The following is a 20,843-nucleotide window of genomic DNA, read 5'->3' as shown; positions in this document are numbered from 1 at the left end:
TGCTAGCGATCATGACGTCGATCAACCTTGCCGATCGTGCCGTCGACCTGGGCGAATGGGCGCGAAGCACGCCCGACGCGACCGAAGAGTTCACGCGAGCGGTGCGCGAGTGGCTGGCGCAGAATCTCGTCGGCGACTTCGCCTCGCTCAAGGGTCGGGGTGGGCCGGGGAGTGAGCATGAGTTCTTCGCCGAGCGGCTGGCGTGGGATCGCCACCTCGCGGCGTCCGGCTGGACATGCCTCGGTTGGCCCACGCGGTATGGGGGCCGTGGCGCGACACTCGAGCAGCGAATCATCTTCCATCAGGAGTATGCGCGCGCGAACGCGCCTGCGAGGGTGAATCACCTCGGTGAGGAGCTGCTCGGCCCGACGCTGATCGAATTCGGCACCGAAGAGCAGAAGCAGCGCTTCCTTCCTGGCATCGTCGACGTCGTCGAGCTGTGGGCCCAGGGCTATTCCGAACCCGGGGCGGGCTCCGATCTCGCGGGCGTCTCCACGACGGCCCGACTTTCCGACGACGGCGCCCGCTGGCATGTCAACGGGCAGAAGATCTGGACGTCGCTGGCGCACGTGGCGCAGTGGGTGTTCGTGCTGGCGCGTACCGAAGCTGGTTCGTCGCGTCATAAGGGGCTCGGCTTTCTGTTGGTTCCGATCGACCAGTCCGGCGTCACGGTGCGGCCGATCCAACAACTGACCGGAACATCGGAGTTCAACGAGGTCTTCTTCGACGACGCGACCACCGACGCCGACCTCATCGTCGGAGAGTCCGGCGACGGTTGGCGGGTCGCGATGGGGCTGCTGCAATTCGAGCGTGGCGTCTCGACGCTGGGGCAGCAGGTGGGCTTCGCGCGTGAACTCGACGCGATCACCGAGATGGCAAGAGCCAACGGCTCTCTCGAGAATGCGGAGATAGCCGCACGCCTCGTTCGCGCCCGCATCCGGCTGAGCGCGATGCGTGCCAATGCGCAACGGACACTCGACGACGACGCGACAGTTTCCGGGGGGACCTGGGGTGCGGCCGCCGCTGCGGGGACAGCCTCGGTGGCAAAGCTGTTGTGGGCCAACTGGCATCGAGACCTCGGCGAGCTCGCGATGGCGGTGGCGGGTCCTGCGTCGTTGATCGGGCCCAGCGAGACAGTCGAGGGCCACCTCAACGACATTCACGATCCGGAGAACGTCGAACTCGGCGAGTGGCAACGACTGTTCCTCTTCACCCGCGCCGACACCATCTACGGCGGCTCGAACGAGGTGCAGCGCAACATCATTGCCGAGCGCGTACTCGGCCTGCCCCGCGAGGCACGAGCATGACAAAAGCGCAGCCAGGCTCAACCGCGAAACCACTACGAGAGGTGTGGACACGATGACGCAAACGACGTCGAGTCAGGTCGATGGTGCGAGGTCGCCGTTGGCAACACCTCCGGAGGAGACGCCTGGCCACGGATTGTTGTTGGGACGCAAGGTGATCGTGACCGCGGCGGCAGGTACGGGTATCGGATTCGCGACGGCGCGGCGTGCACTGCTCGAGGGCGCCGACGTCGTGCTCAGTGACTGGCATGAGCGACGACTGGGCGAGGCCGCCGACCAACTCGCTGCCGAGTTCGACGGTCAGACTGTCGGCAAGGTGGTGTGCAATGTGCAGTCCACTGCCGATGTGGATGCGCTGATCGCAAGTGCCGCAGACTTACTCGGCCGCATCGACGTGTTGGTGAACAACGCCGGCCTCGGTGGTGAGACACCCGTCGCCGACATGTCGGACGAGGAGTGGGACCGCGTCGTCGACATCACGCTCACCGGGACGTTCCGGGCCACGCGGGCCGCGCTCCGCTACTTCCGTGCCGTCGAGCATGGTGGCGTGATCGTCAACAACGCGTCGGTCCTCGGGTGGAGAGCCCAACGCGGACAGGCACATTACGCCGCCGCCAAGGCGGGAGTGATGGCACTGACGCGCTGTTCGGCCGTCGAGGCTGCCGATTTCGGGGTGCGTATCAACGCTGTTGCTCCGTCGATTGCCAAGCATCCCTTCCTTGCGAAGGTGACCAGCGACGAACTGCTCGACGACCTTGCGCAGCGCGAGGCCTACGGCCGCGCGGCCGAGGTATGGGAGGTCGCGGCCACCATCGCGATGCTCGCCAGCGACTACACCACCTATCTCACTGGCGAAGTGGTGTCCATCTCCAGTCAGCGCGCCTGAGCGTGAAGACCGTTATCTATCAGGAGTTCTCATGAGCACACCACAGGCGTACATCGTCGACGCCATTCGCACGCCCGTCGGCAAACGCAACGGCTCCCTGGCCAAGACGCATCCGGCCGACATGGGTGCGCATGTCATCTCTGCACTCGTCAGTCGGACAGGAATCGATCCCGCAGTCGTCGACGACGTCGTCTTCGGATGTGTCGACGCGATCGGTCCGCAGGCGGGAAATATCGCCCGAACCGCTTGGCTGGCTGCTGGAATGCCGCTGGAGGTACCCGGGACCACCGTCGACCGTCAATGCGGTTCGAGCCAACAGGCCATCCACTTCGCAGCGCAGGGTGTGATGAGTGGGACGCAGGACGTCGTGGTGGTCGGTGGCGTGCAGAACATGAGCGCAATCCCCATCTCGCAGGCCATGATTGCCGGTCAGGAGTTCGGATTCACCACGCCGACAGCCGAATCCGTCGGCTGGCGCGAACGATTCGGCGACGCCGAGATCTCGCAGTTCGTCGGCGCCGACCTGATGGCGCACAAGTGGGACATCAGCCGCGAGGATATGGAGGCCTGGGCGCTGCAGTCACATCAGCGGGCCAAAGCCGCGATTGCACAGGGACGGTTCGACGGCGAGACCGTCGCACTGGCCGACTGCGTCGTCGACGAATGCCCACGTGAGACGTCGTTGGAGAAGATGGCCGGGCTGGCTCCGCTCGCCGACGGTTCGCGGCTGACCGCGGCAGTGGCGTCGCAGATCTCCGACGGGGCGTCGGCCGCGTTGGTGGTCAGCGAGAAGGCGCTCGTCGAGTACGGCCTGACCCCGCGCGCTCGCATCCATCACATCTCGGTCCGCGGCGACGACCCCGTGATGATGCTGTCCGCGCCCATCCCCGCGACCAAGTACGCGCTGGCCAAGTCGGGGCTGAGCATCGACGACATCGACGTCGTCGAGATCAACGAAGCGTTCGCTTCGGTGGTCCTCGCCTGGTTGAAGGAGACCGGCGCCGACCCGGCGCGCGTCAACCCGAACGGCGGGGCAATCGCGCTCGGGCATCCTCTCGGAGCCACGGGGGCCAAGCTCTTCGCGACGATGTTGGCTGAACTGGAGCGCACCGGCGGCCGCTACGGCCTACAGACCATGTGCGAGGGCGGCGGCACGGCCAACGTCACGATCATCGAGCGCCTCGGCTGACCCAGTCGGCACGCTCGAGCGCCCAGTCGACGGTTTCGTGCGCCCAGTCGATAGTTTTGACCGCCCAGTCGGCGGTCTCGGGCGCCCAGTCGGCAGTACGGAGCGCCCAGTCGACGGTCTCGAGCGCACAGTCGACGGTCTCGAGCGCCCAGTCGACGGTTCGCCCGCGCCGACTGTGCGCTTCCTCGCGCCGACTGTGCGTCGGCGGGGTGTGCGCCGTCGACCCGCGCTCGCATTCGTGTGATCTACGGCATAGCATGTGATACACAATCGGGGCGGCGTCTCACCGACGATGCCTCTGAGTACCCGCAAATCCTCAAGGAGCCACCATGACCAAGCCTGCGGACGTGACGACCGGAGCGGGACGCCGCATCGAGAAGGGGGTCTCGTCGGAGGCTCACTCGATGGCCGAACTGCTCGAGATCCAGCAGGCCGCGTTCCTGCGTGACGGCATTCCGGATGCCAACACGCGCATCGACCGCATCGCGCGGCTCGGGTCGCTCCTGCTCGACAACTCCGACGAGATCTGCGCGGCGCTGACCGCCGACTTCGGCACGCGCCCAGCCGAATTGAGCATCACGGCCGACGTCGCCGGATGCCTCATCGACATCACCCACCAGCGCCGTGGTGTCAAGGAATGGATGAAGGAGACGCCGTCGGCGCGGGTGCAGGGGTTGATCGGATTCAAGCAGCGCGTGCGGCACGATCCGCTCGGCGTGGTCGGGATCATGGGTCCGTGGAACTTCCCGCTGCAGTTGACGTTCGTTCCCGCGGCCTCGGCGTTCGCGGCCGGTAACCGCGTGCTGATGCGGCCGTCGTCGATCACCGCGCGCACCACCGAGGTCATCGCGCGGCACGCGCCCGACTACTTCTCCATCGAAGAACTCGCGGTCATCACGCCCAAGCACGGTTCGGGCTCCGACTTCGCGAAGCTCGCCGTCGACCATCTGTTCTTCACCGGTTCGCCCGAGGTGGGGTCGTCGGTGGCGCAGGAGGCTGCCAAGAACCTCGTGCCGGTGACGCTCGAGTTGGGTGGCAAGAACCCGGCCGTCGTCGACGTCTCGGCAGACATCGGCAAGGCCGCGAAAATGTTGGCCGAGGCCCGCATGGCCAACGGTGGACAGGTGTGTCTGTGTCCCGACTATGTGTTCGTTCCCGAGGCCAAGCTCGGTGAGTTCACCGACAAGGTCATCGCCCACTGGACCAAGAGCTTCCTGACGATCTACGACAACTCCGACTACACGTCGACGATCAACCAGAAGAACTACGACCGCATCGTCGGACTGATCGACGACGCCGTCGAACTCGGTGCTACCAAGCGGCAGGTGATCCCCGGCGGCGAGCAGCTTCCGTCAGCCGAGCGCCGCAAGATCCCGCCGACGCTGCTCACCGGCGTCAAGGCAGGCATGAAGATCGCCGACGACGAGGTGTTCGGCCCGGTCCTGAGTGTCTACCCGTACCGCGATCTGACCGAGGCGATCACCCACATCGCAGCGAATCCCCATCCGCTGACCATGTACTGGTGCGGCGACGACAACGCCAACTTCAAGCGGCTTGCCGACAACACGCGCAGTGGATCGATCAACGGCAACGACTTCGCACTGCACATGTTCGGTGCGGAACTGCCCTTCGGCGGCATCGGCCGCAGCGGCATGGGCGCCTACCACGGCAAGACCGGCTTCGAGACGTTCAGCCATGCACGCGCAGTGGCATTTTCGACGATGCCGTTCACCGTCGCCGAGATGATCGCGCCGCCGTTCACCAAGCGCGACACGCGAATGGCCAACGGGCAGATCAAGTTCTGGAGCAAACTCAACAAGCGCGCCGCGAAGAAGGCGCGTAAGCGCTGAGCCACTAAGGCTCAGCGACGTCACACCCCGTCATGGGTGGGTAGATCCTTCAGGGGCTTTACCCACCCATGAACCATCTGTGCCCCTCTTGTGACTGGTGTGGCCAGTGGCTCTGCTGTTAAGTGGACGGCGTGGACCGTCGCCATTTCCTCGCAGCACTGGCGGCAGGCACCGTCGTTGCGATATCCGGTTTGTCTGAATCGAAAGCAGCTGCGGCGCCGGGACTTCCACCGAACCTCCGGTTGCCGGGCTTGCCCGAGCAGTTGCTCACGCCGCCCCTCGTTGCACCCCCACCCGTTGTTCCCAGCAAGGCGCCGCTTCCCAAGGGGCCGATCACCGCGCTACCCGGGCACGGCAACTACCTCGCGCTGACCATCGACGACGGGGTGCGGTCGGACGTCGTCGGCGCGTACATCAAGTTCGCGCAGGACACCGGTGCGCGCTTCACGTTCTTTGTGACCGGCGTCTACAAGAGTTGGACCGACCATCGGAGTTCGCTTGCGCCGCTGGTGGAATCGGGTCAGATCCAGTTGGGTAACCACACCTGGACGCATCCCTCGTTGACCTCATTGTCGGAGAGTGCGATCGCCGACCAGCTCAACCGCAACAAGCGCTTCTTGCAGAACACCTTCGGAGTCGACGGCACCCCGTTCTATCGTCCGCCCTACGGACACCGCAATGCGGCGGTCGACCGCGTCGCCGCCGACCAGGGCTACACGGCGTCGACCATGTGGTACGGGACGTTGGGGGACGAGCGGGTACTCCGCGAGCAAGACATCATCGCCAACGCGCGCACCTACTTCCACCAGCAAGCCGTGGTGATCGGGCACGCCAATCACCCTGCGGTGACGCACATTTACCCACAACTGGCGGAGATCATCAGAGAACGAAAGCTGACCATGGTCACCCTCGACGACTACTTCGTCACCGGATGAGTCCGCGCTCGAACGCAACTCGCACGGCCGCGGCACGGTCGGCGACACCGAGCTTCGGGTAGAGCCGCAGCAGGTGCGTCTTCACCGTCGCCTCGCTGATCATCAGTTCGGCGGCGACCTGACGGTTGGTGCCGCCACCGGCGATGGCGTGCAACACTTCTCGCTCTCGTTCGGTGAGGGTGTCGGCTCGGTTGCGGCTCATCAGGCTTCCCGCCACGCTCGGGTCGAGAACGCTGTGACCCGCTGCCGCACGACGCACCGCTGAGATCAGATCCTCGCGCGGGGTTGCCTTGAGAAGGTAGCCGTCGGCTCCCGCGTCGACGGCCGCGTGAATGTCGGTGTCGGTGTCGTACGTCGTCAGCACCAGGATGCGCGGCCAGTCGCGGTCGGCTGCGCGCAGAGCGCGAATCGCCCCGACACCATCGGATCCCGGCATGCGCAGATCCATCAACACGACGTCGGGTGTCAGCGCGGCCACCTGGGTGAGTGCCTCGTCGCCACTGGTCGCCTCGCCGACGACGGTGAGGTCTGCTTCGCGCTCGAGCATCCCGCGAATCCCGTCGCGCACCACCGGATGATCGTCGACGACGAGGATGCTGATCTGGTCCGACCGCGAGCTCATTGCGGTACTCCTTTCGGCACATCGCTTCGCTCGGTGGGAATCGACCGCTCGGTGGGAATCGACCGCTCGGTGGGAATCGACACGGAGACAACGCAACCCGCACCGGGATCGGATTCGACGACGACGGTGCCGCTGAGCAACTGCGCGCGTTCGGACATGCCGGTCAGCCCGAAGCCGCTGTGAGCGGATCGTCGTACCGCGTCGACGTCGAAACCGTCTCCGTCATCACGGATGTCGAGCAGCAGTTCGTCGTCGAGGTAGGTCAGCGTCACCACGACCTGCTGCGCACCCGCGTGTTTGGCGATGTTCGCCAGTGATTCCTGCAGGATGCGCAGTACGGTGTCGTCGCTGCCGCCGAGGTCTTGGGCGTCGCCGTCGACCCGCAGTACCGCGGTGATGTGATTGCGCTTGGAGAAGGCGGTGAGCTGATCCTGTACAGCGGTGGGTAGCGGTTGTGCGTCCAGTGTGAGCGGTCGGAGTGCGTTCACCGCGCGTCGTGCTTCGCCGAGTCCTTCGCGCGCAAGCATTTTCGCGTTGTCCACACGGTCGCGGGTGGCGTCGGACAGTTCAGTCTCGTCGACGGATTCCAACTGCGTGACCACCGCGACGAATCCCTGTGCGACGGTGTCGTGCAATTCGCGGGCGAGGCGGGAACGCTCGTCGCGGATGCCTACGAGTCGTGCTTGCTCGAGGAGTTCGGACTGCAGTCGGGCGGTGCGGGAACGTTCTGCGAGGAGGTCTTCGGTGAGCTGGTTGCGCCGTATCACGGATGTCTCGCGTGCGTCGGTCACGACTACGACGGCGACGCCGATCACGAAGTTCAGAATCCACGCGAGCACCGACGCCCACCAGGGATTGGCGAGGTTCTCCCAGCCATAGCGTTGCGTCGCCGTCATCAGCACGCACGACACACTGATGGTCAGCACCATCGGGAGCCCGGTGAACAATGACGCGTAGAGCATGTAACCCGCCCACGACGCGATGCCTGCGATCGGTGTCGCGGCGATCGCGACGGCAATCAGCGTGGTGGTGACAGCGAAGATCCCCACACGCCGCCACATGGGCCCGATGTTGACGCGAGTCCAGATCTCGGTGAAGACCATCAGCGCGATCAACGCCGAGGCACTCACCAGATGCTGCGTCGACGACGCGGGCACGAGTTGGGCGACGACAAGCGCGACGAGATAGAGAACCCGAAGCGTCCACACCTCGGCACTGGGGGGCACGATGATGTCCGGCCAGGTCAGCTCGTGCCGACAGTCGCGCCAGCGTCCCTGCGGTTCACGCTCGAGGTTGCGTCGGAACAGGCCGTGCGCCAGCGCAGTGGTGGTGAATGGGCTGTTCACTCCCACTTGAAGGTCCGGACCGCGATCGCGGTGGTCACTGCGCCCCACACCAGTAGTGTGCCGAAGTACCCGATCGCTGGCCAGCCCGTCGTCGCGGTATCTACGAGTGCTTGTGTGCCCGCTCCGGAGGGAGTGAGGTTCGACGTGACGTGCAACCACTCGGGCATCGTCGCCCGGGGTACCCACAATCCGGCGAAGAACATCAACACGAAGAACACCAGTGAGCCGAATCCCGCAGCGACCTTCGCGTTCCGGAACAGCGACGCGATCACCATGCCCAGGCCGAGAAACGCCCAACCCGTCAGCACATAACTGACGATGAACCCGACGGGATGTTGCGGCCACTGCCCCGCGATGATCCCCGGTACGACGACGATCAGCGCGAGACACATGATCGAGACGGCGGAGGTCAACACGAACTGCGCGACCAGCAGGAGACTCGGAGATGCCGGAGTAGTGCGTAATCGCTTGAGAATGCCCATCTCTCGGTATCTCGTAAGTACGTCCGGTAGCGCCTGGACGGCGAGCAACGCCACGACGAACAGCACCAGAATCGGCTGGTACACCTGAAACACGCTCAGGCCGCCGAATTCGTCGAGCGGTTGGCGCGCGGCGGGGATCGACGCGATGATGATCGACGCCGCGACGGGCAGGATCACCGTCCAGATCACAACCCCCGGGTTACGGGCCAACAGCTTCGCTTCGGAACCGATCATCGCGGTGGTGGCGCTCATCGTCGTACTCCTTCGGAATCGTTTTCGGTTGTGGCGGCAACATGAAGGTCTGGCGCGTGCGTCAGCGCGAGAAACGCGTCGTCGAGGCTCGGTTGGTCGACGCGGAGCTTGCCGCACGCGATGCCGTGCTCGTGCAGCGCGATGATGACGGCGGAGGCCACGTTGTCGGTCCCGGTGACGAGAACCCGCTCTCCTGTGCGCTCGACGCGGTGAACGTCGGGAAGCGCTGCGAGCGCGTGGAGGTCGACGGCGGCCGTCGGGATGAACGACATCCGTTGGTCGGCCTGCACCGCGGTCGCGAGATCTGCCGGGGTGTCGAGGGCGACGACGCGCCCGTCGTCGATGACGGCGACGCGGTCGCACAGCCGTTCAGCTTCCTCCATGAAGTGGCTGACCAGCAGGAGCGTGACGCCGGTGTCCTTGAGGTCTTCGAGCAGACCCCACACCTCGCGGCGCGCGCTCGGATCGAGTCCGGTGGTCAACTCATCGAGAATGGCCACCTTCGGATTGCCGATGAGTGCCAAAGCCACCGACAGACGCTGCTTCTGCCCGCCCGAGAGCTTGCCGAAGTAGGTCGCTTCGTGGCCGCTCATACCGAGTCGGTCGAGTAGTTCACGCCAGTCACGCGGTGCCGAGTAGAAGCTGGAGTACAGCCGCATCGCCTCGCCGACGGTCTGCTTCTCGGGCAGGCGCGACTCCTGCAGTTGGATGCCGAGGGCCTCGCGGAGTCCGCGTCCCTCGTCGGCCGGATCGAACCCGGCGACACGCACATGGCCGCCGTCGCGTCGGCGAAGTCCACCGATGCACTCGACGGTCGTCGTCTTACCTGCCCCGTTGGGGCCGAGGATGCCGAAGATCTCGCCTTCGGCGATCTCGAGGTCGACGCCACGGACCACCTGCTTGTCGCCGTAGCTCTTGGTCAGTCCTGCCACTTCGATCATTGCCATGCGTACAACGATCCGCCGCGCACGCCGCGTGCGGATCCACCGCTCGACTACATTCGACTCAGCCGATCGGTGGACCCACGTCGACGCCCAAGCAGTTGCTAGGGTTGGCGAGTGGCGACGCGCAACGGGTCAACCAGGCGAGACGAACTGCTGGCGACGGCAGGTCGGATGTTCGCTGAGCAGGGACTGCGGTCGACGACGGTGCGCGACATCGCCGATTCCGCCGGCATCCTGTCGGGAAGCCTGTACCACCATTTCGATTCCAAGGAGTCGATGGTCGACGAGATCCTGCGGAGCTTCCTCGACTCCCTCTTCGCGCGATACCAGGAGATCGCCGCCGCAGACCTCTCCGCGACGGAGACGCTGCGCGAGTTGGTCGTCGCCTCGTTCGAATCGATAGGCGCACAACGCCATGCGGTCGCCATCTACCAGGACGAAGCCAAACGCCTTGCAGGACAAGAGCGTTTCGCGTACATCAACGAGCGCAACGTCGAGTTCCGTGAACTGTGGCACTCGGTGCTCGCGCGCGGCGTCGCCGACGGTGAGTTCCGTGCCGACCTCGACATCGAGTTGGCGTACCGCTTCTTACGCGACACCGTCTGGGTCGCGGTCCGCTGGTACCGGCCGGGCGGCTCGCTGTCGGTCGACGACATCGCCAAGCAGTACCTGTCCATCGTGCTCGACGGGATACTGCCGCGCTAAATCCTTACCCACCCAGTCCTCGAGCTGACTTCAAGCTGCCGATTCGCGTCCATATACTTGGATGACCTAGTAATTTGGGTGTCGTTCGGCAGGGACGAAGGAGCGCGCGGTGAGTACAGGTAACGGTGAGTCGACCTTGAAGGAATTGATCTCGAGGGAATCGTCCTTCACTGAATCAACACAGGCGGCGGTGGCGACGGCACGCGGCAACACGATCAGCGACATGTTGCATCGCACGGCTGCACGCACGCCCGACAAGGTGGCGATCATCGACGGCGATGTGCGCCTCACCTACGTCGAGTTCGACGCTGCGGTCAACCGCTGCGCCAGCGCGCTCACCGCGCGCGGACTCGATCGTGGCGACCGGTTGGCGCTGATCAGTCACAACTCGTGGCAGTTCGCCGTGCTGAACTTCGCATGCGCGCGCATCGGCGCAATCCTCGTACCGATCAACTTCGGGCTCGGCGTCTCCGAGATCGCCTTCATCCTCGACCACAGCCAGGCGTCGGGCGTCGTCGTCGAGGATGCGCTCGGGCCGACGGTCATCGAAGCGATCGCGACCGCGGGTACGCCCATCGACATCCGCGGGTGGATTCCCCTGGCGGGAGTACAGGCACCGCAGGGGTTCGAGCCGGTCGCAGAATGGATGACGACCGGCGACGCGTCTGCCCCCGGCATTGTCATCGACGACGACGAGCCGGTCCGCATGATGTACACATCGGGCACCGAGTCACGGCCGAAAGGTGTTCTGCTGTCGAGCAAATCGCTGATGACGCAGTACGTCTCCTGCATCGTCGACGGTGGGATGGAGGGCTCCGACGTCGAGATCCATGCACTCCCGATGTACCACTGCGCCCAGTTGGACTGCTTCTTCTCGGTCGACGTCTACCTCGGTGCGACCAGCATCATCCTGCACGCGCCGGACGCCGCAACGATGTTGGCCACGATCGAGGCCGAGCGCGTTACCAAACTGTTCTGCCCACCCACCGTGTGGATTTCGCTGCTGCGCCACCCCGACTTCGACACCCGCGACCTCTCGTCGTTGCGCAAGGGCTACTACGGCGCCGCGGCGATGCCCGTCGAGGTCCTACGTGAGCTGGCACGTCGGCTTCCCGACGTTCGCCTCTGGAACTTCTACGGACAGACCGAGATGTCGCCGCTGGCAACCATTCTGCAGCCGCACGAGCAACTCGACCGGGCGGGATCGGCGGGGCGCGCGGCACTCAACGTCGAGACCCGCGTCGTCGACGACGAGGACAATCCGGTGCCCGTCGGCGAGGTCGGGGAGATCGTGCATCGCAGTCCGCATGCGGCACTGGGCTATTACGCCGACGAGGACAAGACCGCCGAGGCTTTCCGCAACGGCTGGTTCCACTCCGGCGACCTGGGCGTGATCGACAAGGACGGGTACCTGTCGGTCGTCGACCGCAAGAAGGACATGATCAAGACCGGCGGCGAGAACGTCGCGTCCCGCGAGGTCGAGGAGGCGATCTACCTTCACGACGGCGTCGCGGAGGTGGCCGTCTTCGGTGTGCCGCACCCGAAGTGGATCGAGGCCGTCACGGCTGTCGTCGTTCCCAAGGACGGTGTGGTCCTGTCAGAGTACGAAGTGGTGGAACATCTTTCGTCGATCCTCGCTCCGTACAAGCGACCCAAGTTCGTCGTGTTCGCCGAGGCGTTGCCGAAGAACCCGTCGGGCAAGATCCTCAAGAAGAACCTGCGCGTCGAGCACGCCGAGATCGCGGGATCGAGCTAGTTCACTTCAGCACGAAGGGATTCCCGGAAGGTGAGCCGGTGTTGATCCACACGCTCTTGGTCTCCAGATAGTCGTCCACCGCCGAGATGCCGTTCTCGCGACCGAGGCCGGACTCCTTGACGCCGCCGAACGGCATCATGTAGCTCACCGCACGATACGTGTTGACCCACACCGTGCCCGACTCGATCGCCGCAGTCATCCGGAATGCGCGCGCCATGTCGGAGGTCCAGACGCCTGCGCCGAGACCATATCGGGAGTCGTTCGCAATGGCGATCGCCTCGGCCTCGTCGTCGAATCGGATCACCGAAAGCACAGGACCGAAGACCTCTTCCTGCGCGATGCGCGAGGAGTTGTCGACACCGGTGAAGATCGTGGGTTCGACGAACCAGCCGTCGCCGCACTCGGGTCGGGTTGCGGCCGATCCGCCCAGACTCAGTTGTGCGCCTTCTGATCTCGCGATCTCGATGTAGGAGAGGACCTTCTCGTACTGGTCGCGTGTTGTCACCGGTCCCACCTGTGTGTCCGGATCGGCCGGATCTCCCATGCGCGCGGTCTTCGACAGTTCGACGACGTGTCTGACCACCTCGTCGTGGACAGACGACTGCACCAGCAGTCGTGATCCGGCGATACAGGTCTGACCGGTTGCGGCGAAGATCCCCGACACCGCCCCGTTGACCGCGGCATCGAGGTCGGCGTCGTCGAAGATGATGTTGGGCGATTTGCCACCCAGTTCGAGGCCGACATGTTTGATGCCGCCCGCGGCCTGCGCGCCGATCCTGCTGCCGGTCGCGTCCGAGCCGGTGAAACTGACCCTGCGCACCAGCGGGTGATCGACCAGGGGGCTGCCGACTTCCTGTCCGAACCCGGTGACCACATTGACCACGCCGGCCGGTAGGTCCGCTTCCTCGAGCAGCGCAACGAATTCCAGCGTCGAGGCGCTCGTATGTTCGGAAGGTTTGATGACAACGGTGCAGCCCGCAGCGAGAGCTGCCGCCAGCTTCCAGGTGAGCAGCAGCAGCGGTGAGTTCCACGGTGTGATGATGCCGACGACCCCGACCGGAGCCGACGTCGTGTAGGCGAAGTATCCCTTCTTGTCCAGTGGCACAACCGATCCCTCGATCTTGTCTGCCAGACCGCCGTAGTAGTAGAACCACTCCGGAATGTAGGCGGTCTGTGCAGACATCTCGGCGAACAGTTTTCCGTTGTCGCGCACCTCGGTTCGGGCGAGCTCGGCACTGTTGGCGGCGATTGCGTCGCCGAGTCGATGCAAGAGCTTGCCCCGTGCGCTCGCCGTCATCTCCGACCACGCACTGTCGGTGAGAGCGTCGTGCGCCGCGTGGACGGCATCGTCGACGTCGGCGGCACTACCGCGGGCCACGCTTGCCCACGGTTTCCCGGTGAAAGGGTCGAACGAGTCGAAGAACTCACCGGTGCTGCTGTCGCGCCAGCAGCCGTCGATCCGGAGCTGATAGGTCTGCATGGTGCCGTCCTTCCTCAGAATGTGGTCAGGCCGAGTGCTGCGCGAAACTTGTTCTTCACGGCGACTCCGTCGCGTGGCGGAAGAGCGCGCGGCGGCTCGCCGGTGTCGATGTGCACCTGCACGAACGAGAGTCCGTTGCGCGCGTTGATGTTCGACGCGACGTCGGCTACCTGGCCGAGCGAATCGACCTCGCGGCAGTGACGGATCCCGAAGCCGTGCGCGACGTCGAGAAGGCGTGCGCAGAGCCCGGAGTGGCTGCGCTGCATCCCCGTTTCGCCGAAGTGTCCGTTGTCGAGCACGACGACCGTCAGATTGTCGGGCGCGCGCACCGCGGCGGAGCCGAGCGATCCGATCCCCATCAGCATCTCGCCGTCGCCGGTCACGACGACGACGGATTTGTCGGGCCGCGCCAGTGCCAGCCCGAGGCCGACGGGAACAGCGCCGCCCATCGCACCCCAGAGGTAGAAGTTCTCGTCGCGCTCACCGTGGGCGAAGACGTCGTACGACGCCGAGCCGAGCCCGGTGACTATGAGAGCGTCGGGAACACGATCGATCAATGCAGACACGAACTCGCGGCGGTCGATCGGAGCGGTCTCTCGTACGGCGGTGAAATCAGTTGCGGTCATGTCAGTTTCGCTCCCACTTCTTGCGGCCGATGAGGCTTTGTCCGAGTAGTACCGCGGTGCGCTCGCCCGCGAGGAAGGTCGATTCCAGGGCTGCCTGCGCGACCTCACGAACCTCGTCGGGTTTGTCGGCACGCAGCACGGTGATGCCGCCGAGTTCGAGTGCGCGCTGGGTGGTCGAACCCATCGGGATCTGCCATGGATTGAATTCCGCGTACTCGCCGCGCATTGTCACGAGGGTCAGGAACGGAAATCGGCACATCTCCAGCAACGAAAACATGTTCACGCAGTTGCCGACGCCGCTGCTCTGCATCAGCAACGCTGAGCGCACACCACCGAGCCAGGCTCCGGCCGTGACTCCGACGCCCTCCTCCTCCGTCGTCAGCACGACGTCGGTGATGTCGGGGTCGGCGATCGCTGCACGAATCGCGTAGGAGTGACCGGCGTCGGGGACGTAGGCGATCTGCGACACCCCGCCTTGCTTGAGCACCTCGAAGACATCGCGTTGCCAGCCGGGGCCGACAATCTCGACCGGTGCCCCGTCGGTTGATGCCCCGTCGTTGGTCAATTCACCGTGGTTGGTTAATTCACCGTCGGTAAGCGCGCTGGTCATGGGCAGAACCTTTCGTTGTTGAGCTGCCAACGATTCTCTATCGTTATGGGAATGAGTGGGTAATAGAATTTCGGCATGGCTCCGCATTCCGTGCCGGAATGCCGGCGGACAGCGCTGACCGACAATCGACGACCTCGTGCGACGGCGGGGCGAGTGGAGATGACGTGGAGATCAGACAACTACGGGCGTTGCTGGCAGTGGCCGATACCGGAAGCGTGACCGCGGCCGCGAAGACACTGCACATGGTGCAGCCGGCTGTCACGAAGCAGATCCACGCGTTGGAATCGGAACTGGGCGTCGAGTTGTTCGAACGAAGCCGGTCGGGGATGTCGTTGAACGCCAGCGGCAAGCTGGTCCTCGAACGTGCTCGACGGGCGCTCGAGGAACTCGACCGGGCACGGGCGGAAGTGCTCTCGGGTACCGGTGAGGATGTCCGCGGGCGGGTCAGTATCGGGTTGTTGCCCTCGACCGTCGGGCTGCTCGCTGCCGAACTCATCTCGGTTGTGTCGCAACGTTATCCAGGCATCGCGTTGCGCGTCGACATCGGATACGCGGGGCACCTGGCACAGTGGCTCGAACTCGGCGACGTAGACGTCGCATTGCTCTTCGAGCAGCCGAGTACCTCTGCGTTTCGCATCCGTCCGCTGCTGCGCGAAGACCTGTGGGCGGTGGCGCCGAGTTCGGCTGGTCTACACGCCGACGAACCTGTCGCGCTGGAGGAGTTGCTGCAGCATCCCCTCGTGCTGCCCGCCCCTCCGCACGGGTTGCGCAGCATCGTCGACGCCGCGTCCGCGGGCGTCGACATCTCCGTCGCGGTGGAGACCAACGATGCCGGCGTACAACGTCGGCTCGTCGCCGATGGTCACGGGTGGACGGTGCTTCCGGCCGCGATGGCGATCGACGCGGCGGAGGCGGTGAGCTGTGCGCCGATCGTCGGCGCGGCTCTGTCACGGACGATCGGCACCGCGGTAGCGCGCAACCGGGCGCAATCGACGGCTTGTGACCTCGTCGTCGAGTTGCTCGGAGAGGTCGTCGCCACCTCTGTCGCGAGTGGACGGTGGCCGTCGGCCCGGCTGGTCTGAGGATGGTCTGACCGCGCTTTCGGTAGGGGGCATCGGCAAACGGCACGAGCTTTCCAAAGGGACTGTTAGGAAACGCCGCGAGGCATTGGCTGCGCTTGTGACCGCTGCCACAGTGATGGGGAAAGCAAGTCCCACCTCACAAAAGTCCCATTTCACAAAGGAGCGTGTGATGACTCAACAGTCCTCCACATCCAACCGGCGCGTCGTCGCCAACGTCTTCCGAGGGTGCATCGGCAACCTGATCGAGTGGTACGACTGGTTCGTCTACGCAGCGTTCAGCGTGTTCTTCGCCCCGGTGTTCTTCCCCAGCGAAAGCCAAACGGCCCAATTGCTCTCCGCGGCAGTGGTGTTCGCCGTCGGCTTCCTGATGCGACCGCTCGGCGGCTACGTCCTCGGTCGATTCGCCGACCGATATGGACGGCGTAACGCACTGACACTATCGGTGTTGCTGATGGCGGCCGGATCGCTACTCATCGCGGTCACACCGGGTTTCGCCACCATCGGGATTCTCGCTCCGGTGATCCTGGTGCTCGCCCGGCTCCTGCAGGGCCTTTCGGTTGGAGGTGAATTCGGTTCGAGCGCAACCTATCTCTCGGAGGTCGCGACGCCGGGCCGACGTGGCTTCTTCTCCAGCTTCCAGTACGTGTCGATCGTGCTCGGCCAACTCTGCGCACTCGGCATCCAGATCATCCTGCTGCAGATCCTCACACCGGCGCAGATGGATTCGTGGGGCTGGCGTGTGCCGTTCGTGATCGGTGCGGTCGCAGCGGTGACAGTGATGATCATCCGGCGCGGAATGGATGAGTCGCCGCAGTACCTCGCGGAGAAGCAGCGGGTCGCCGCACTGGGTGCGGGTGCCGCCAAGCAGGAGGGAACACTCCGCACCCTCATGCAGTACCGCAAGTCGTTCGCGCTGGTCTTCGCACTGGCCATCGGTGGAACCGTTTGCTACTACACGTACACCACCTACCTGCAGAAATACATGATCAACACCGCGGGAATGGATAAGGAGACCGTCGCCTGGATCAGCTTCTGCGCGCTGTTCGTCTACATGTGCATGCAGCCGTTGGCCGGCGCTTTGTCGGACAAGATCGGACGCCGCAAGGTGATGCTCTTCTTCGGTGCGGGCGCCACGCTGCTCACGGTTCCGATCATGACAACCCTCGGCCACGTGTCCAACGCGTTCGTCGCCTTCTGCCTGATGATGGCGGGACTGACCATCGTCACCGCATACTCGGCATTGAGCCCCATCGTGAAGGCGGAGCTCTTCCCGACCAAGGTGCGTGCGCTCGGCGTCGGACTGCCTCACGCCCTGGTCACCGCTGTGTTCGGTGGAACGGCTGAGCCGATCGCGTTGGGACTCAAGCAGGCCGGTCACGAGGGAGCCTTCTTCTACTACGTCTCCGCCTGCGCCCTACTGACCTGGATCGCCGCGTACTTCATGAAGGAAACGCGGGGCGACTCGATGCTCGACCCGGCCGACGCCGGCGCGAAGGAGTCGACTTCCGCACAGGCTGCCTCGCCGGACTCGCTGGTCGGTTCGTCGAACCCATCGACCGTCGACTTTCCCTCGGCGACAGTGCAGTACGCCGAAACAGGAACGAAGTCGCTCATCGATGAGGGTCCCTCTTCATCTCGATGAATTGGACTGAATGCCACCATTATCCGCATTCCGCGACCGCGGGATGCGGATAATGGGCGTCGTGCGTATTGCGGTAGTGGAGGATGACGACGGCGTCGCAGGCGCGATCGTCTCGGGCCTGCGACGCTTCGGGCACGAACCGACCAGATACGCCGTCGGGGCCGATCTGTTGCTCCATCACGCCGGGTTCGATTTCGTGCTGCTCGATCTCGGCCTGCCTGATCAGGATGGCCTCGAGGTACTTCGGCAACTGAGACAGGTGAGTTCGGTACCGGTCATTGTGCTCACCGCGCGCGGCGACGAGCGGTCGGTCGTGCGCGGTCTACGTCTCGGAGCCGACGACTATCTGGTGAAGCCGGCCCGATTCGTCGAGTTGGTTGCGCGCATCGACAGCGTGAGTCGACGAGCCGCCCGCTCGGAACCCGCTGGGGCGCAACACCTCGTGGTGTCCGGCGACCTGGCCATCGACCTCGACGCCCGTACAGCTACCGTCGACGGACGCGATATCGAGCTCACCGCAAAGGAATTCGACATCTTGGCGGTTCTGGTCAGAAACGCGGGCTTGGCAGTCAGTCGTGCTGCGCTGATGGATCAGGTGTGGGGCGATGCCTTTGTGGCCGTATCGCGCTCGCTCGATGTCCATATGACCGGATTGCGCGCCAAGCTCGGTCGTCGGGGGCTCATCGCAACGATCCGCGGATTCGGCTACCGCTGGGACGGGGCCGTCGACGATGCGTAGGCGACTGCTGATTGTGCTCGCGATCATCGGGGCTGTCAGTATTGCCGGCTTTGCAGTGCCACTGATCGAGGTGTCGTCGCAGGCGCGCACGCGGCAGTTCGTGCAGCAGCGCGAGAGCGATGTGAATCGATTCGCTGCGATGTCGAATGAGTATGTGACGACGGGTAACTCGGCCCGTATCGCCGATGAGATCCGCGCCTATCACGACGTGTACGGCGACTCGGTGCTGATCGTCTCCACCCGTGGCGTCGCTGATCTGTCGGTGGGGCCGACGGATCAGGAGATGCGGGCCGCCGTGACACGCGGACTACGCAATGAGAAGTCGTCGGAGCTTCGACATGTAGCGCCGTGGGGTCCCGACTCGGCGGTGTTCGTCGCCCCGGTCGGCAGCGGCGCCCAGGTGAACGGCACTGTGGTCATGCGATCCTCGACAGCGGCGACGAGGTCCGACGTCACCCGCTGGTGGCTGCTCATCGTCGGTGGCGCCGCTGCGGTGATCCTCGCATTCGCCGCGCTCGCAGTGGTGTTGAGCCGCTGGGTGCTGCGTCCGCTCGCAGACCTGTCGGACGCGATGACCGATCTCGCAGCAGAACTGCCGTCCATTCCGACTTCGGCGGCCGACGATCCGATACACGCGGCGTCGGACGCCAAAACCGGTGGGCCGCCTGAGGTGCGTCAACTCACCGACACTTTCGACGGCTTGGTGACGACTGTGTTGAGGTCGGTCGAAATGCAGCGCCGCCTGGTGGCAGATGCCTCACACCAACTGCGTAACCCGTTGGCGGCGCTGCAGTTCCGGATCGACATCGTGGAGTCGGAGGTTCCCGATGCGTTGTCAGAAGACTTCGCGATGATCGGTGCCGAGGCGCAACGCCTGCAGCTGATCCTGGACAAGCTCCTGACCCTCGCCAGTGCGGAGACGCCGAGGCTCGAGAGTGGCCGACGTGACGAATGGAGCACGGCCGCAACGGTCCTCGCCGACCGCGTCGAGTTCTGGTCGGTGCCGGTGCGTGAACGAGGTGCGCGGCTGACCTTCCGCGACGAACTCGACGATCCGGCGACGCAGGCACGGATCAGCGAGGATGCGCTCGCGCAGGTGATCGACGTCCTCGTCGACAACGCGTCACGGCACGCCGGGCCACATCCGGAGATCGCGCTGTCGATCGTGATACCCGAGGACTCGCCCGACTCGGTGGTGATCGAGGTCGCCGACGATGGGCCCGGCGTGGCAGACGAGGACGTGCCGAGGCTGACGGAGCGATTCTTCACGCGCGACAAGGCGCACGGAACGGGCCTCGGACTCGCGATCGTCGACATCCTCGTCCGCGCAGTCGGGGGAGATGTGCACTTCGGCAGATCGACGGAAGGTGGGCTGAGCGTTCGTGTGCTGTTGGTGAGACGCACGGACACTACGACAGGCTTCGACACCGCAGTAGATGTCAACGCTGGGGGAGATGCCCTATGAAGCGTCGGACACTGCTCAAGGGCCTGGTGGTGATTCCGCTGCTTGCCGCCGGCTGCGCGAACGGTGACGTGCGCGAGTATCGGATCGCTACCGGTGAGCCGGGAGGGTTCCAGTCCGAGTTCGCCAAGCTGCTGTCGTCGGCGATGGCCGACGGTTCCACCCGTCTCGTACCGATGAACACCACCGGCTCGGTGCGCAATATCGAACTTCTCGAACAGGGGCGCGTCGACTTCGGCCTCTCACTCGGCGATGTTGCCGCGGCGCGGGGCGGGCCGCTGCGCGCCGTGGGACGTGTCTATGAGAACTACGTCCAATTCGCGGTGCCCGCGACGAGCGACATCCAGACGTTTGCCGATCTGCGCGGGAAGCGCATCAGTCTCGGTGCGCGTGGCTCGGGTACCGAATGGACGGGACGTCGCGTCCTCGCCGCGGCCTCGATGACGCCCGACGATGTCGAGATCACACCGGTATCGCTGACCAATGTGCTCGAATCACTGGCTTCGGGCACGGTTGCCGCGGCGATGTGGGCGGGTGGCGTTCCCACCCCGTCGGCCATCCCCCGACCGGGCTACGGTCCGGCGGGCGGGATCAGGTTGCTCGACCTGTCAGCCGAACTCGCCGTACTGCGCGAGAGGTACGGCCCGCTCTACGAGCCGGTTGCGGTGCCCGCGGGGATGTACGGCACGCGCACCGAGACGGCGACGATCGGCGTGCCAAGCGTGCTGCTCACCACTGCGAGCACACCGGACTCGGCGGTCACAGCGGTTGTCGACGCGTTGGTCGACAAGGCGTCGCAGCTGATCCCCAAAGGTACGGTCGGAGTGCAGTTCTTGGATACTCAGACCCTCATTCAGGTCTACGGACTGCAACTTCATCCGGCCGCGATCGCGGCCTATCGTCGCCACCACGGGTGACGGTCTTGCCGCAC

At 64.9% G+C, this 20,843-nt stretch carries 20 protein-coding genes; 12 read left to right on the top strand and 8 right to left on the bottom strand.

Annotation, left to right across the window (positions count from 1 at the left end; translation table 11 throughout):
- The first annotated feature begins 11 nt into the window (after window positions 1–11).
- Genes ACRVY7_RS08855 through ACRVY7_RS08845 form a run of 3 tightly spaced genes read left to right on the top strand, consistent with a single transcriptional unit; the run spans window position 12 to window position 3,379 of the window.
- Complete coding sequence (locus ACRVY7_RS08855; protein ID WP_431816777.1) at window positions 12–1,307, top strand: acyl-CoA dehydrogenase family protein; 1,296 nt, start codon at window positions 12–14, stop codon at window positions 1,305–1,307.
- Window positions 1,308–1,359: 52 nt separating this feature from the next.
- Window positions 1,360–2,190, top strand: a complete 831-nt coding sequence (locus tag ACRVY7_RS08850) for an SDR family oxidoreductase (RefSeq protein WP_431816776.1) — start codon at window positions 1,360–1,362, stop codon at window positions 2,188–2,190.
- Window positions 2,191–2,221: 31 nt separating this feature from the next.
- On the top strand, window positions 2,222–3,379 hold the full coding sequence (locus tag ACRVY7_RS08845) for an acetyl-CoA C-acetyltransferase (RefSeq protein WP_431816775.1): 1,158 nt from the start codon (window positions 2,222–2,224) through the stop codon (window positions 3,377–3,379).
- Here the strand turns inward: ACRVY7_RS08845 and ACRVY7_RS08840 are convergent.
- A complete protein-coding gene (locus ACRVY7_RS08840; protein ID WP_431816774.1) occupies window positions 3,360–3,638 on the bottom strand; it encodes a hypothetical protein in 279 nt (92 codons plus the stop codon). The genes ACRVY7_RS08845 and ACRVY7_RS08840 overlap by 20 nt on opposite strands.
- Before the next feature lie 70 nt (window positions 3,639–3,708).
- Here ACRVY7_RS08840 and ACRVY7_RS08835 point away from each other — a divergent pair, with 70 nt between their 5' ends.
- Both ACRVY7_RS08835 and ACRVY7_RS08830 read left to right on the top strand, forming a co-directional pair.
- A complete protein-coding gene (locus tag ACRVY7_RS08835) occupies window positions 3,709–5,229 on the top strand; it encodes an aldehyde dehydrogenase family protein (RefSeq protein ID WP_431816773.1) in 1,521 nt (506 codons plus the stop codon).
- A gap of 131 nt (window positions 5,230–5,360) precedes the next feature.
- Window positions 5,361–6,164, top strand: coding sequence for a polysaccharide deacetylase family protein (locus ACRVY7_RS08830; RefSeq protein ID WP_431816772.1), 804 nt, complete (start codon window positions 5,361–5,363; stop codon window positions 6,162–6,164).
- Here the strand turns inward: ACRVY7_RS08830 and ACRVY7_RS08825 are convergent.
- Genes ACRVY7_RS08825 through ACRVY7_RS08810 form a run of 4 tightly spaced genes read right to left on the bottom strand, consistent with a single transcriptional unit; the run spans window position 6,154 to window position 9,813 of the window.
- Complete coding sequence (locus tag ACRVY7_RS08825; protein WP_049699927.1) at window positions 6,154–6,786, bottom strand: response regulator; 633 nt, start codon at window positions 6,784–6,786, stop codon at window positions 6,154–6,156. The two genes, ACRVY7_RS08830 and ACRVY7_RS08825, sit on opposite strands and share 11 nt — an antisense overlap.
- On the bottom strand, window positions 6,783–8,132 hold the full coding sequence (locus tag ACRVY7_RS08820) for a sensor histidine kinase (protein WP_431816771.1): 1,350 nt from the start codon (window positions 8,130–8,132) through the stop codon (window positions 6,783–6,785). Before ACRVY7_RS08820 ends, ACRVY7_RS08825 begins: the two co-directional genes overlap by 4 nt.
- On the bottom strand, window positions 8,129–8,866 hold the full coding sequence (locus ACRVY7_RS08815; protein ID WP_431816770.1) for an ABC transporter permease: 738 nt from the start codon (window positions 8,864–8,866) through the stop codon (window positions 8,129–8,131). The genes ACRVY7_RS08820 and ACRVY7_RS08815 overlap by 4 nt, the downstream gene beginning before the upstream one ends.
- Window positions 8,863–9,813: an ABC transporter ATP-binding protein gene (locus ACRVY7_RS08810; protein WP_431816769.1), complete on the bottom strand. Its 951-nt coding sequence runs from the start codon at window positions 9,811–9,813 to the stop codon at window positions 8,863–8,865. The genes ACRVY7_RS08815 and ACRVY7_RS08810 overlap by 4 nt, the downstream gene beginning before the upstream one ends.
- Window positions 9,814–9,924: 111 nt before the next feature.
- Between ACRVY7_RS08810 and ACRVY7_RS08805 the strand changes: the two genes are divergently transcribed.
- On the top strand, window positions 9,925–10,515 hold the full coding sequence (locus ACRVY7_RS08805; protein WP_039856320.1) for a TetR/AcrR family transcriptional regulator: 591 nt from the start codon (window positions 9,925–9,927) through the stop codon (window positions 10,513–10,515).
- A gap of 109 nt (window positions 10,516–10,624) precedes the next feature.
- A complete protein-coding gene (locus ACRVY7_RS08800; protein ID WP_431816768.1) occupies window positions 10,625–12,271 on the top strand; it encodes an acyl-CoA synthetase in 1,647 nt (548 codons plus the stop codon).
- A 1-nt stretch (window position 12,272) separates the two neighbouring features.
- On the opposite strand, the gene ACRVY7_RS08795 is transcribed toward ACRVY7_RS08800, so the two are convergent.
- The 3 genes from ACRVY7_RS08795 to ACRVY7_RS08785 are packed head-to-tail and all read right to left on the bottom strand — an operon-like array spanning window position 12,273 to window position 14,987.
- Window positions 12,273–13,751 (bottom strand): aldehyde dehydrogenase, encoded by a 1,479-nt coding sequence (locus tag ACRVY7_RS08795; RefSeq protein WP_431816767.1) that lies wholly within the window; start codon window positions 13,749–13,751, stop codon window positions 12,273–12,275.
- Window positions 13,752–13,765: 14 nt separating this feature from the next.
- Window positions 13,766–14,377 carry a thiamine pyrophosphate-dependent enzyme gene (locus ACRVY7_RS08790; protein ID WP_431816766.1) on the bottom strand — a complete coding sequence of 204 codons (612 nt, stop codon included), beginning with the start codon at window positions 14,375–14,377 and terminating at the stop codon, window positions 13,766–13,768.
- A 1-nt stretch (window position 14,378) separates the two neighbouring features.
- A complete protein-coding gene (locus tag ACRVY7_RS08785) occupies window positions 14,379–14,987 on the bottom strand; it encodes a phosphonopyruvate decarboxylase (protein ID WP_231894086.1) in 609 nt (202 codons plus the stop codon).
- Between the two features lie 164 nt (window positions 14,988–15,151).
- On the opposite strand from ACRVY7_RS08785, the gene ACRVY7_RS08780 reads away from it, so the two are divergent.
- From ACRVY7_RS08780 to ACRVY7_RS08760, 5 genes are all read left to right on the top strand, one after another.
- On the top strand, window positions 15,152–16,069 hold the full coding sequence (locus tag ACRVY7_RS08780; RefSeq protein WP_431816765.1) for a LysR substrate-binding domain-containing protein: 918 nt from the start codon (window positions 15,152–15,154) through the stop codon (window positions 16,067–16,069).
- Between the two features lie 169 nt (window positions 16,070–16,238).
- Window positions 16,239–17,711 carry an MFS transporter gene (locus ACRVY7_RS08775; RefSeq protein WP_431816764.1) on the top strand — a complete coding sequence of 491 codons (1,473 nt, stop codon included), beginning with the start codon at window positions 16,239–16,241 and terminating at the stop codon, window positions 17,709–17,711.
- 61 nt (window positions 17,712–17,772) lie between these two features.
- A complete protein-coding gene (locus ACRVY7_RS08770; protein ID WP_431816763.1) occupies window positions 17,773–18,450 on the top strand; it encodes a response regulator transcription factor in 678 nt (225 codons plus the stop codon).
- Entirely contained in the window at window positions 18,443–19,915 is a 1,473-nt protein-coding gene (locus ACRVY7_RS08765) for a sensor histidine kinase (RefSeq protein WP_431816762.1), read from the top strand. Before ACRVY7_RS08770 ends, ACRVY7_RS08765 begins: the two co-directional genes overlap by 8 nt.
- Window positions 19,912–20,829: a TAXI family TRAP transporter solute-binding subunit gene (locus tag ACRVY7_RS08760; protein ID WP_431816761.1), complete on the top strand. Its 918-nt coding sequence runs from the start codon at window positions 19,912–19,914 to the stop codon at window positions 20,827–20,829. Before ACRVY7_RS08765 ends, ACRVY7_RS08760 begins: the two co-directional genes overlap by 4 nt.
- The last annotated feature ends 14 nt before the right edge of the window (window positions 20,830–20,843 follow it).

Source organism: Gordonia jacobaea (assembly GCF_965344965.1).
GTDB classification, from domain to species: Bacteria; Actinomycetota; Actinomycetes; order Mycobacteriales; family Mycobacteriaceae; genus Gordonia; species Gordonia jacobaea.
This window is presented reverse-complemented; position numbering and strand designations above follow the sequence as displayed.